The sequence below is a fragment of the Streptomyces sp. NPDC022910 genome (assembly GCF_055561075.1).
The window spans coordinates 1-11684 of record NZ_JBVHHL010000067.1; the positions used below are offsets into that span (position 1 = coordinate 1).

At 70.9% G+C, this 11684-nt stretch carries 12 protein-coding genes and 2 pseudogenes; 11 read left to right on the forward strand and 3 right to left on the reverse strand.

What is annotated here, in order from left to right; all coding sequences use genetic code 11:
- From ACZ3TS_RS36630 to ACZ3TS_RS36675, 10 genes and pseudogenes are all read left to right on the forward strand, one after another.
- Positions 1–176 (forward strand): annotated as a pseudogene (locus ACZ3TS_RS36630) (flavodoxin-dependent (E)-4-hydroxy-3-methylbut-2-enyl-diphosphate synthase); the annotation flags it as partial.
- A gap of 226 nt (positions 177–402) precedes the next feature.
- A pseudogene (locus ACZ3TS_RS36635) lies at positions 403–528 on the forward strand (LacI family DNA-binding transcriptional regulator); the annotation flags it as partial.
- A 287-nt stretch (positions 529–815) separates the two neighbouring features.
- Positions 816–1418: a LacI family DNA-binding transcriptional regulator gene (locus tag ACZ3TS_RS36640; protein ID WP_467626230.1), complete on the forward strand. Its 603-nt coding sequence runs from the start codon at positions 816–818 to the stop codon at positions 1416–1418.
- 325 nt (positions 1419–1743) lie between these two features.
- The gene (locus ACZ3TS_RS36645) at positions 1744–2577 is read left to right on the forward strand and encodes a glycoside hydrolase family 28 protein (protein WP_467626232.1); all 834 of its coding nucleotides are present in this window, start codon (positions 1744–1746) and stop codon (positions 2575–2577) included.
- Positions 2574–4361, forward strand: a complete 1788-nt coding sequence (locus ACZ3TS_RS36650; RefSeq protein WP_467626233.1) for an alpha-L-fucosidase — start codon at positions 2574–2576, stop codon at positions 4359–4361. The genes ACZ3TS_RS36645 and ACZ3TS_RS36650 overlap by 4 nt, the downstream gene beginning before the upstream one ends.
- 108 nt (positions 4362–4469) lie before the next feature.
- Positions 4470–5318 carry a GNAT family N-acetyltransferase gene (locus ACZ3TS_RS36655; RefSeq protein ID WP_467626235.1) on the forward strand — a complete coding sequence of 283 codons (849 nt, stop codon included), beginning with the start codon at positions 4470–4472 and terminating at the stop codon, positions 5316–5318.
- 70 nt (positions 5319–5388) lie between these two features.
- A complete protein-coding gene (locus ACZ3TS_RS36660) occupies positions 5389–5958 on the forward strand; it encodes a GNAT family N-acetyltransferase (protein ID WP_467626236.1) in 570 nt (189 codons plus the stop codon).
- A gap of 72 nt (positions 5959–6030) precedes the next feature.
- A complete protein-coding gene (locus ACZ3TS_RS36665) occupies positions 6031–7731 on the forward strand; it encodes a proline--tRNA ligase (RefSeq protein WP_467626238.1) in 1701 nt (566 codons plus the stop codon).
- 596 nt (positions 7732–8327) lie between these two features.
- Positions 8328–8645 carry a hypothetical protein gene (locus ACZ3TS_RS36670; RefSeq protein ID WP_467626239.1) on the forward strand — a complete coding sequence of 106 codons (318 nt, stop codon included), beginning with the start codon at positions 8328–8330 and terminating at the stop codon, positions 8643–8645.
- Between the two features lie 96 nt (positions 8646–8741).
- Positions 8742–8951 (forward strand): ferredoxin, encoded by a 210-nt coding sequence (locus ACZ3TS_RS36675; protein ID WP_467626241.1) that lies wholly within the window; start codon positions 8742–8744, stop codon positions 8949–8951.
- Between the two features lie 15 nt (positions 8952–8966).
- Here the strand turns inward: ACZ3TS_RS36675 and ACZ3TS_RS36680 are convergent, their stop codons facing one another.
- The 3 genes from ACZ3TS_RS36680 to ACZ3TS_RS36690 are packed head-to-tail and all read right to left on the reverse strand — an operon-like array spanning position 8967 to position 10956.
- Positions 8967–9869 (reverse strand): aminoglycoside phosphotransferase family protein, encoded by a 903-nt coding sequence (locus ACZ3TS_RS36680; RefSeq protein ID WP_467626242.1) that lies wholly within the window; start codon positions 9867–9869, stop codon positions 8967–8969.
- Positions 9870–9925: 56 nt separating this feature from the next.
- Positions 9926–10429, reverse strand: a complete 504-nt coding sequence (locus ACZ3TS_RS36685) for a ferritin-like domain-containing protein (protein ID WP_467626244.1) — start codon at positions 10427–10429, stop codon at positions 9926–9928.
- Positions 10426–10956, reverse strand: coding sequence for a hypothetical protein (locus tag ACZ3TS_RS36690; protein WP_467626245.1), 531 nt, complete (start codon positions 10954–10956; stop codon positions 10426–10428). The genes ACZ3TS_RS36685 and ACZ3TS_RS36690 overlap by 4 nt, the downstream gene beginning before the upstream one ends.
- Before the next feature lie 217 nt (positions 10957–11173).
- Here ACZ3TS_RS36690 and rimP point away from each other — a divergent pair, with 217 nt between their 5' ends.
- Positions 11174–11683, forward strand: coding sequence for a ribosome maturation factor RimP (gene rimP, locus ACZ3TS_RS36695; protein ID WP_467626247.1), 510 nt, complete (start codon positions 11174–11176; stop codon positions 11681–11683).
- The last annotated feature ends 1 nt before the right edge of the window (position 11684 follow it).

Consider the following 11684-nt stretch of genomic DNA (forward strand, 5'->3'; position numbering starts at 1 on the left):
TGGGCGTTGCTTCCGGGAACGGCAAGGGTCAGATCTTCGTGAAGGGTGAGGTCATCAAGACCGTGCCCGAGTCGAAGATCGTGGAGACCCTCATCGAGGAGGCGATGAAGCTCGCCGAGCAGATGGAGGCCGAGGGCGCAGCGTCCGGCGAGCCTTCGGTCTCGGTCGCGGGGTGACACCGGATCCGCCGTCGGCGTGACACCCGGTCTGCGGTGGGCGTGCCACCGGGTCTGCCGGCGAAGGGACGGGCAGGGGCCGCGGGTGCGTGATCCGGCCACGGCAACCCCGCCCCGGCTCCGCGGATCTTTCCCGCGCCACCGGCCACCGCTAGTTTCTCTCCCAGGACATCGCTTCCGAGAAAGCGCTACCTCGTAGTGGACCGGAGGGAGACCCCCGATGGCCATGGCGAAACCCCGGCAGGACCAGTCGTCGCAGCGGGCCAGGCGGATCACCATCGCCGACGTGGCCCGCGCCGCGGACGCGTCGGTGTCCACCGTCTCCCGGGTGCTCAACGGCATCGGGACGGTGGACCCGGCTCTTGCCGGCCGGGTGCGTCTGGCCATCGAGGAGCTCGGTTACCGCCCCAGTGCGGCCGCGCAGGGCCTCGCCCGTGGGCGGTCGGGGACGATCGGCGTGCTCGTCCCCGACCTCGCCAATCCCCACTTCAGCGACCTGGTCAAGGCCTTCTCCGCCAGTGCCCGGGACCGGGGTGCACGGGTCGTCGTCATGGACTCCGACGAGGATCCGGCCGTCGAGCGGGAGCTCGCCGAGGACCTGATGGTTACGCCGACGGGCTGTTGCCGTGCGCGCCGCGCATGCCGCGCGCCGACCTCGCCGCGCTGGTCGGTCGCGGGGTACCGCTGCTCCTCGCCAACCGCCAGGAGACCGGGCTCGCCGTGCACTCGGTGTGCGTGGACTTCTACCAGGGCTTGCTCGCCCTGTGCGGGCACCTGTCCCAGCTCGGCCATCGCCGGGTCGCCTATCTCGCCGGCCCGGAGGGCTCCTGGGCCAACCGCGAGCGGCTGCGCGCCCTGTCCGGTGCGCGGGCCTTCGGGCTCGACGTCACCGTGCTGGCCTGCGGGTCGACCACCGACGACGGATATGCGGCCGGGCCCGCCGTCGTCGAGACCGCCGCGTCGGCCGTCGTGGCCTACAACGACTTCGTGGCCCTCGGTCTGCTCTCCCGGCTCACCGAGACGGGGATCCGTGTGCCCGGCGACCTGTCCCTCACCGGCTTCGACGAGATCGGGCTCGCCCGCTATGCGTCCCCGCCGCTGACCACGGTAGCGGTACCCCGAGGGGATCTCGGCAGGGCGGCGGGCGATGCTCTGACCCGGCTGATGGCCGGCGACGACGACGTCGAGTCCGTATCGCTCCCCGTTGAGCTGCGAGTTCGCGGATCAACCGGTTCGATCTGAGCGCAGAACCTTGACAGATCCGATGTATCGCAGGACCTTGCTCGAGCACACGGACTGAGGAAGCGCTGTCTCATCGCCGGGACATCCCGGCCGAAGCCGCAGGGAGTCGCCGTGTTTCCGAACGCAGTACAGGTCCCGAGCCAGTGCGCGAGCGCTACGGCACATGCTTGTCAGCGGTGCTTCGGTCGCCGCCGCTCTCTGTGCCGACAAGGCGCCCGACGATGATTCATCGGATGACAGGGATGGCCGACGCAGGGAGAGGCGCAGAAAGAGCTGGCGCGACCCGGGCGGCGGTGCGCCCGTCGACCAGGCCGAGCTGCGCCGCATGGGCGAGCAGGGTGTGCCGGTGGAGGAGCGGATCTTCGGTGCGGGGCACTACCTGCGGCCCAGCATGGTGCAGTTCTACCGTTGCCGGAACATCCTCGTCCGGGACGTCACGTTCCTCGAACCGGCCATGTGGACCCTTCACCCCGTCCTGTGCAGCAACGTCCTGGTCAAGGACGTCGACGTCGTCGGTCGCATCAACAACAGCGACGGCTGCGACCCCGAGTGCTGCCAGGACGTGTACGTCACCGGCTGCCGCTTCCACACCGAGGACGACTCGATCGCCATCAAGTCGGGGCGGGACGAGGACGGGCTGCGGGTCGGGGTGCCGAGCCGGAACATCGTCGTACGCGACTGTGTGTTCTCCGGCCGCTGGGGCGGCATCGCCGTCGGCAGTGAGATGTCCGGTGGGGTGTACGACGTCTTCGCCGAGGACTGCCGGATCAACCCCCTCGACTTCCCGGGCCGTTACAACCCGCGCCATCCGGTCTTCCTCAAGACGAACAAGAAGCGCGGCGGCGCCATCGACGGCGTGTACGTCCGCCGTTGCAGCGGGCGGCAGATCGACCGGGACTGCATCTATCTGACCACCCGCTACTCGGGCCAGACCGGCGACCGCCCGGCCGTCATCCGCAACGTCCACGTCCAGGACATGGTCCACGACGGCGCCCGTCGCGCGATCAACCTCGAGGGCCTGGACACCGACCCCTTCCAGCACATCCGCATCGAGCGCTGCGACTTCACGGACATCACCGAGCCGAACGTCATCGAGTCCGCACCGGATCTCGTCCTGAAGAAGGTCTTCGTCAACGGAACCGAGGTCACGTACCCATGAGACCCAGAAGGCACGCCGTCCACCTGCTGTGGGTGGCCGTACTCGCCCTCCTCTGCGGCCTGTTCACGGCGCCCGCCGGCCAGGCGGCGACCGTGCACCAGCCGTCCTACCCGCCCCGGCAGACCATGCTGCAAGGCGCCACCGCCGGGCTCTTCCTGCACTGGGGCATGTTCACCGCCCCCAAGCACTACGACTGCGCCGAGTGGGAGAAGGCCGTCACGGACGGCGGCTGGAATCCCGGCTACTGGGTCGACGAGGCCCGCAAGATCCGCGCGAGCTACATCGTGCTCGCCACCTTCCACTCCCGCCTGGGCTATGCCCGCCCGTGGCCCTCGAAGATCCCAGGTTCCTGCTCCACCAAGCGCGACATCCTCGGCGAACTCGTCGACGCCGCCGAGGCGAAGGGCATCAAGGTCATCCTCTACATGACCGACGACCCCAAGTGGCACGACGAACAGGGCATCGAAACGCTCGACTCGGCCGCGTACTCCGCCTACAAGGGCCACGACGTCGACCTCACGACCCGCCAGGGCTTCGGTGAGTTCAGCTACGACAACTTCTTCGAGGTGATGGCCAACTACCCGAAACTCGCAGGGTTCTGGATCGACAACGACAACGAGTACTGGGAACAGCACCGGCTCTACGAGCAGATCCGTGAGCTGCGTCCGGACATGACCCTGAGCAACAACAACGAGGACACCCCGATCATGGACATGGTGTCCCATGAGCAGAAGACCGGGATGACCCCGCCGTACGACCAGCCGTCGGCGATCTGGACCCCGCTGCCGCGCCTGACCGAGTCCTGCTACAAGGTCCCGGACACCGGCAGTTGGTGGTACGACGGCCAGGACCGGCCCGTCTCCACCGGACTCAACGTCGACCGGTACATCGCCAACGCGGGTAACTCCATCAGGTCCCTCATGGACTTCACGGCCATGGTCGACGGGAGGTTCCCGCCGCAGCAGGAGCAGTTCATCGACCTGTTGAAGGACTACCTCCCACCCATCTGGGAATCGCTGCACGGCGTCGACGCGGGCGGCTTCCTCTACGGCGGTATGCAGCCGGGCGCCTGGAACGAGGGCGCGCACGGATACATCACCGTCAGCCGCGCCCACCGCACCACCCAGTACGTGCACGTCACCACGAAACCGACGAGCGGTGACGAGGTCCGCATCCGGGACAACGGCTACCGGATCGAGCGCATCACCGACCTGCGCACCGGCAAGCGGCTGCACTTCGACCAGCGCGACGGGACCCTCACCATCGAGGTGATCACCCAGTGGGATCCCTACGACACCGTCTTCAAGGTGAGGACCGCACCCCGACGCGAGGGTGTCTACCCCACCGGCAGCGTCAAGGCGAGTGAACCCGCCCTCACCGACGGTGACTTCACCACGTACAGTGACAACCGGGGCGCCCTGCCAGCGAGTTACACACTTGACCTGGGCCGGATCCGCAAGACCGCCTTCCTCGGGATCAACCAGCGCGAGTGGTCGCCCACGTACAACAGGGAGACCTTCGGCAGAAAGGAGGACTCCGCGAGGATCAAGGACTACACCGTGTCCGTGAGTGATGACGGACATACGTGGAGTGACGTGAAGGCCGGTGTACTGGAGAGCGCCAGAGGAATCCGCTTCATCGACCTCGGCGACGGTCTCCGCACCCGCTACATCAGGCTCGACGTGCCGACGACCTGGGGCGCGGCCACTGTCCCCGCCTTCTATCACCAGCTGAGAATCGACGAGATCCAGGTCGGCTACGGCCATCCCACAAGTCACGACTGACCCACCGGTCCCACCGTGCCGCCCGCGTGCCGAGACACCGGGCGGCGCGGTCCAAGCGCGCCAGGTACAGTGCGGAGATCAGCAGACCCCAGGGTGAGGCTCCCGCACGTGTTGACGCAGACCACCACCCGGGTCCTCGAACCGAGTGACCTGGATGCCGCGCTCGCCGTTCTCGACCGCGAGCCGGTCACGAACGCCTTCGTGACGTCCCGGGTCCAGGTCGCGGGCCTCGACCCCTGGCGTCTCGGCGGCGAGATGTGGGGCTGGTACGAGGACGGCATGCTCACGTCGCTGTGCTACGCGGGCGCCAACCTCGTCCCGATCTGCGCAGGCCACCGCGCGGTGCAGGCCTTCGCCGACCGGGCCCGGCGTGCCGGGCGCCGCTGCTCCTCGATCGTCGGCCCCGCCGAATCCACCGCCCGGCTGTGGCGGCTCCTCGAACCCAGCTGGGGCCCGGCCCGCGAGGTCCGCTCCCACCAGCCGCTCATGGTCACCGACCGCATGCCCGTCGACATCACCCCGGATCCGTACGTCCGCCGCATCCGCAAGGACGAAATGGACACGATCATGCCGGCATGCGTGGCGATGTTCACCGAGGAGGTCGGCGTCTCGCCGTTGGCCGGCGACGGTGGCCTGCTCTACCAGGCCAGGGTCGCCGAACTCGTCGGCTCCGGACGCTCGTTCGCCCGCCTCGACGAGAACGGCAACGTCGTCTTCAAGGCGGAGATCGGCGCGGCGACCCAGCAGGCCTGCCAGATCCAGGGCGTCTGGGTCGCCCCCGAGTACCGCGGCCAGGGCATCGCGGCCCCCGCCATGGCTGCTGTACTGCGCTATGCGCTGGCGGACGTGGCCCCGGTGGTGAGCCTGTACGTCAACGACTTCAACACCGCTGCGAGGCGGACGTACCTGAGGGTGGGCTTCCAGGAGGTCGGCGCCTTCATGAGCGTGCTCTTCTGAGCGCTCACGGCGGACGACGGCCCTCAGGCCCCGGCACTGTCCGCCCAACTGCCCCGGTAGGCTCCCCGACATGCTGCGCTTTCCCGGTCACGGCCACCGCGACCCCGACGACGTCGTGATCGGCCCCCTGGACCTGCCCGCCCGCGTCGACGAGGCGCTCGCCGTGCAGGCCGTGGCGTTCGGACTGGGTGCCGACGAAATCGCCGTGCGCCGCCAGATCGTGCTGCGGCACATGACCTACCCCGGAGCCCGCGCGCTCGGCGCCACCACCGCCGACGGACGTCTCGTCGGATTCGTCTACGGCATGCCCAACGACCGCACGCACTGGTGGTCCACCGTCGTCGAACCGTATCTGCGCGCCCAGGGCCACGGCGAGTGGCTCGACGACTCCTTCGTGATCACCGAACTGCACGTCCACCCGCGTTACCAGAACCGGGGCATCGGCCGCGCACTGATCACCACCATCACCGAAGGAGCCGCGCAGCCGCGCTCGATCCTGTCGGCGATCGACACCGAGAGCCCGGCCCGTGGCCTGTACCGCTCGCTGGGCTATGTGGACCTGGCGCGGCAGGTGTTCTTCCCCAGCGCGGCCAAGCCGTACGCCGTCATGGGCGCCCCGCTGCCCCTGCGCGGACGCTGACGAATTTCCGCCCGCACCGGCTGCCCGGCTAACCTCCTAGCCATCACCCTTACGCAGCAGGAGTACGAGAACATGGCGAACGCACCGGTCCAGCGCATGTCCCAGTTGATGGCGAAGACGCTGCGCGACGACCCGGCCGACGCCGAGGTCCTCAGCCACAAGCTGCTGGTCCGCGCCGGCTACGTGCGCCGCACCGCCGCCGGGGTGTGGACCTGGCTGCCGCTCGGCAAGAAGGTCCTCGCCAACGTGGAGCGGATCGTGCGCGAGGAGATGGACGCGATCGGCGCCCAGGAGGTGCTGCTCCCGGCCCTGCTGCCCCGCGAGCCGTACGAGGCGACCGGCCGCTGGGACGAGTACGGCGCCGAGCTGTTCCGCCTCAAGGACCGCAAGGGTGGCGACTACCTGCTCGGCCCCACCCACGAGGAGATCTTCACGCTGCTCGTGAAGGACCAGGCGTCCTCGTACAAGGACCTGCCGGTGATCCTCTACCAGATCCAGACCAAGTTCCGGGACGAGGCCCGGCCCCGCGCGGGCATCCTGCGCGGCCGCGAGTTCCTGATGAAGGACTCGTACTCCTTCGACCTGGAGGACGAGGGTCTCGCCCGGTCCTACGCCCTGCACCGTCAGGCCTACCAGCGGGTCTTCGATCGCCTCGGCCTCGACTACCGGATCTGTGCCGCGACCGCCGGCGCGATGGGCGGCTCCAAGTCCGAGGAGTTCCTCGCCCCGGCCGAGGCCGGCGAGGACACCTTCGCGGACTGCCCGAACTGCGACTTCGCGGCCAACACGGAGGCGATCACCTACGAGCTGAAGCCGGTGGACGCAGCGGGCGTGCCCGCGCTCGAGGACATCCCGACCCCGGACACCCCGACCATCGAGACCCTCGCCGCCTCGCTCGGCGTCCCGGCCTCGGCCACCCTGAAGAACCTCCTCGTCAAGGTCGACGGCGAGATCGTCGCCGTCGGCGTCCCCGGCGACCGTGAGGTCGACATGGCCAAGGTCGAGGCGCACTTCGCCCCGGCAGCCGTCGAGATGGTCACCGAGGTGGACTTCGCAGGCCGGCCGGACCTGGTTCGCGGCTACGTCGGCCCGCAGGGCCTGGAGAAGGTGAAGTACATCGCCGACCCGCGCGTCGCCCCCGGCACCACCTGGATCACCGGTGCCAACAAGGAGGGCATGCACGCGAAGAACGTGGTCGCGGGCCGCGACTTCGAGGTCGACGTGTACGTGGACGTCGTGGTGGTGCAGGAGGGCGACCCCTGCCCCAACTGCGGCACAGGGCTCAAGCTGGACCGCGCCATCGAGATCGGCCATATCTTCCAGCTGGGTCGCAAGTACACCGACGCCCTCAAGCTCGACGTCCTCGGCCAGAACGGCAAGCCGGTCCGCGTGACCATGGGCTCCTACGGCATCGGCGTCTCCCGGGCGGTCGCCGCGCTCGCCGAGCAGACCGCCGACGAGCAGGGCCTGTGCTGGCCCAAGGAGGTCGCGCCGGCCGATGTACACGTGGTGGCGGCGGGCAAGGCCCTGCAGACCGAGCTGGCCCTCGACGTCTCCCAGAAGCTGGCCGCGGCCGGCGTCCGTGTCCTGGTCGACGACCGGGCGGGCGTCTCCCCGGGCGTGAAGTTCACGGACGCCGAGCTGATCGGCGTGCCGCAGATCCTCGTGGCCGGCCGCCGCTCCGCCGAGGGCGTCCTCGAGCTGAAGGACCGCAGGACGGGCCGGCGCGAGGAGCTGACGGTGGACGAGGCGATCGCCCGCCTCTCCGCCTGACGCATGAATCAAAGGCACCTCTCAGGGATTTCTGCCGAGGCGTAGGGGCTCCTCACAGACTTCTCTCAGATCGTTCCCCGACCGTAGGGCGTGACAGAGCGTCACTGCGGAGGGGAACGGCCATGACAACCAGGGAACGAGGGGCCGCGGCAGCGGTCCGCAGAGGAGCACGGCGCACGGCGGCGGCCGCGACGGCTGTCACGCTCTCCGCTGCCGCCGGGGTGTTCGCCCTGATCGGCACGATGCACGCGGACGCGGACGCAGCGGCGAGCAGCAGCACAGGTTCGGCCTCGCCCTCGCCTTCGACGTCGTCGAGCGGCTCGAAGAGCTCGTCGTCTCGTCCTCGTCCTCGTCCTCGTCGTCTTCCAGCAGCCTCCAGTCGTCCTCGGACGGTCTGACGTCCTCCGCGGGCAGCGGCGCCGCCGACTCCACCTCGGGGGCGTCGTGACGAGCACCGCCCCGCGTACGACGGCCGCCGCCGACTGGCGTGCCCTCGGCACGAGCGTCCGCCTGGTCGTCACCGACCCGGCCCTGCTGGCCTGCTGCCGCTGAACGGCCTCGCCGCGGTCCTGGTCGGCGACTACCACGGCACGTGGGTGCCGGTCGCGGAGGAGGCCCGGCTCACCCTCGGCACGGACCGGCTGGGCGCCGGAGTGATCGCCGGACTTCCCGCCGGACGGTGCGGCGTCGCCGAGACGGCGCGCGTCCTGCGCCACCTCGCTCTCGAATCAGCCGGCCAGCGCGGGCCCTGCCTCAACGGACTGCCGCGCCTCGCCGCCGCGTTCGGGACGCTGGCCGCGCCGGGCCCCAGGGTTCCGTCCGCGAGGACGTCGCCCGCTGGGCGGGACTCGTCGAGGGACGCGGCGCCTGCCACCACCCCGACGGCACGGTCCGTCTGGTCCGCAGCGCCCTGACCGCGTTCGCCGGCGAACTCGACGCCCACGAGCGGGGCCTGTGCACGGCGACCGACCCCACACCCCTGCTGCCCGTCCCCGAGAACCGGAGTTGACATGGAAGCCGCCGACCAGCACCTCGACGTCGACTGGACCGCCTGCCAGGGCCACGGCCTGTGCGCCGAACTGCTCCCCGAGCACATCACGCTCGACGAGTGGGGCTACCCGATCACCGACCGGGGGCCGCTCCCGCGCGCCGCACTCAGGCGTGCCCGGCGGGCGGCCGCGGACTGCCCGGTCCTGGCACTCGGGCTCACCTCCCCGTGACGCCCGATGCCCTCCTCACAGCCAGCTCGCGAACTCCAGCAGCAGTTCCGCGTCCTGTGCCCGGCCGACCCGGCGGGCCCGCACCCCGGACTCGACCGCCCGGAACAGCGTCCAGCCGCGCAGCCGCTCCTGCTCGAGGTCCAGCGACTCCGCGAGCCGCTTCACCCGGCGGCGGGTGATGGCGGAGCCGGAGGGGGACGCGATCAGGTCCTCGACCCGGTCGCGCACCAGCCGCGCCAGGTCGAAGGCGCACTCGCCGACCACCGGGTCCGGGCCCACGGCCAGCCACGGCATCCGCTCTCCGGCGAGCACCTTGCTCTGCCGGAAGGTGCCGTGCAGCAGCCGCTCCTCGGGCGGGGCGGCGAGCAGCGCCTCGCGGGCCGCCAGTGCCGCCTCCACCAGCGGGGCCGCCTCGGGATCCGTCTGCGCTCCGGCTCGCATCGCCTCGGCCTGTCGCCCCGTCCGGGCGGCCACCGTCTCGAAGGAGTGACCGGCAGGGGGTTCCACCCAGAGCCGACGCAACGTCCCGGCGGCCTCCAGTAGCGCCTTCGCCTCCGGCAGCGATCGGACGGACATCTCCGGATGCAGCCGTTCCAGCAGCAGGACGCCGTGCTCCGCGTCGGCGTCCAGGAGCCGTACGGCGCCGAACCCTCCCCAGTGCGCGAGCGCGGCGCACTCGCTCTCCGGCCGTGCTCGCGGCGGCGCCAGCTTCAGTACGGCCGGGGTCCCGTCGGACTGCCTCACCAGCAGGACCAGGCTGCTGCGGCCGCCCGGCGCCTGCACCCGCTCCACGGTCAACTCGCGTAGATCCATGGCCTGTCGAGCCAGCCCTGAGAGCTTGTCCAGCCACTCCGCGCCGCCGTCCGGCTGTGTCTCGCCGAGCGCCCGCACCAGGCGCTGCGGCGGTTCGAAAGACATGCGCGAGGTGTTCCCTTCCAGGTCGGCTTCGCACGCGTGCGGTGTGCGCGTACGCCTCAGGTCCGTGGTGCCGTCGACGCGGTGGGGGTGGCCGCCGCCCGCTCGGCGAGACCAGGGAAGGCTACGCTCTCGCCGCTCCAGCGCACGGCCCGCACCGCCGCTTCCCGCAGCGCCCCGGCGGCGAAACTCCGCCTGGGGCCCGTCGAGGCCCGGACGAGATCGGAGTAGACGCCGGCCACCCGCTCCTCCAACTCGGCGGCGAGCCGCACGGCGCCGGCGGAGTCCGGGACCGGGAAGGGCAGCGCGTACGCGGCCGCGGCGACGTCGGGAGTGCCGCCCAGGTCCCGTACGGCCCGGGCCAGCAAGTCCCGCCGTGCGCGGTGGGCGTCGTAGGCGGCCCGCGCCTCCTCCCGCCGGGCCTGCTGGATCCGCCCGCCGACGACGCCGTAGCCGTAGACCGCCGCATGCTCGGCGCGCAGGGCGGCCTGCAGCGCCGCGAGCTCGGCGCTTCCGGTCGTCGGCGTGCCGGTGGGTCCCGGTGTGCTGTCGGTCGTACTCACTTCCCGCCCTTCGTCAGCAGATACGCGTGCGCGGCCCCGGCCGCCGCCACGGACGCCATCATGCGCGCCAGTTCGCCCGGCACGTCCAGCAGTGCCTTGGCCCGCCGGTCGGCCAGGGTCCGCTCGGCGGCCGCCAGGCCCGCGAGTGCGGCTTTCGGGTCCGCCGGTGCGGGCGAGGCGCCGGATGAGGTCGATGCCGAAGCCGAGGGCGACGCCGTGACCGGGGGCGATGCCGAGGCGCCGGAGCCGCCGCCGAACGCGTGTGCGTGCCGGACGACCTCCGCCCGCAGCGGTCGCAGCCGCGCCGCCAGTGCCGGATGGGCGGTGATCACGGCCGCGTACCGGTCGGCCAGGGCCTCACTGTCGCGGGCCGCACGCGCGCGTACCCGGTCGGCGGTCGAGAGGCTGCCGCTCGTGGCGGCCGAGTCGGGGGCGCTGGAGCAGCCCGCGAGCAGGGTGGCGCCCGCGGCAGAGGCGAGCAGGCTCCTTCTGCGCAGGGGGATGCGCGGGTGCGGGGGGAACGGCACGGCAGACGTCCTCGAAAGGCCAGTTGACGAACGGATGGGCGGCTCGCCCGTGATCACCGTACCCGTGCGCCGACCCGGCACTCGCCATCGGCTCGGCCGTTCGCGCCCGGGCCCGGACGCCGGTGCAGGTGGACGGCAACACCCCCCGGGACCGGATACCCTTTGACCTGACACGCGACCATCCCACAACAGCACACGCGGCCGAGGAGTCACCCGGATGAGCACCACCCAGAGCGAGAGGCTGCGAGAGCTGCTGGAACCGCTCGTCAGCTCCCAGGGGCTCGATCTCGAAGAGATCGCGGTGGACTCGGTCGGACGCAAGCGGGTGCTGCGCGTCGTCGTCGACTCCGACACAGGTGCCGACCTGGACCAGATCGCCGATGTGAGCCGTGCGCTCTCGGCGAAGCTCGACGAGACCGACGCGATGGGCGAGGGCGAGTACACCCTCGAGGTCGGAACCCCGGGCGCGGAGCGCCTCCTCACGGAACGCCGGCACTACGTACGGGCCGCGGGCCGGCTGGTGAAGTTCCAGCTGGCCGAGGGCGGCGAGCTGGTCGCCAGGATTCTGCGGGTCGACGACGACGGAGTCGACCTCGAGGTGCCCGGTGTGAAGGGCCGCAAGGCCACCGCGCGCAGACTCGGCTTCCCGGACATCGCCAGGGCGCGCGTCCAGGTCGAGTTCAGCCGCAAGGACAAGACGGACATGAAGGAAGAGGAGGAGGCGTAGC

Bases quoted from the DNA above. Each gene is read 5' to 3' on its own strand.
- ACZ3TS_RS36650 (WP_467626233.1), top strand. From the start codon at position 2,574: ATGAGACCCAGAAGGCACGCCGTCCACCTGCTGTGGGTGGCCGTACTC.
- ACZ3TS_RS36660 (WP_467626236.1), top strand. From the start codon at position 5,389: ATGCTGCGCTTTCCCGGTCACGGCCACCGCGACCCCGACGACGTCGTG.
- ACZ3TS_RS36680 (WP_467626242.1), bottom strand. From the start codon at position 9,869: ATGTCTTTCGAACCGCCGCAGCGCCTGGTGCGGGCGCTCGGCGAGACA.
- rimP (WP_467626247.1), top strand. From the start codon at position 11,174: ATGAGCACCACCCAGAGCGAGAGGCTGCGAGAGCTGCTGGAACCGCTC.
- ACZ3TS_RS36645 (WP_467626232.1), top strand. From the start codon at position 1,744: ATGGGCGAGCAGGGTGTGCCGGTGGAGGAGCGGATCTTCGGTGCGGGG.
- ACZ3TS_RS36665 (WP_467626238.1), top strand. From the start codon at position 6,031: ATGGCGAACGCACCGGTCCAGCGCATGTCCCAGTTGATGGCGAAGACG.
- ACZ3TS_RS36675 (WP_467626241.1), top strand. From the start codon at position 8,742: ATGGAAGCCGCCGACCAGCACCTCGACGTCGACTGGACCGCCTGCCAG.
- ACZ3TS_RS36640 (WP_467626230.1), top strand. From the start codon at position 816: ATGCCGCGCGCCGACCTCGCCGCGCTGGTCGGTCGCGGGGTACCGCTG.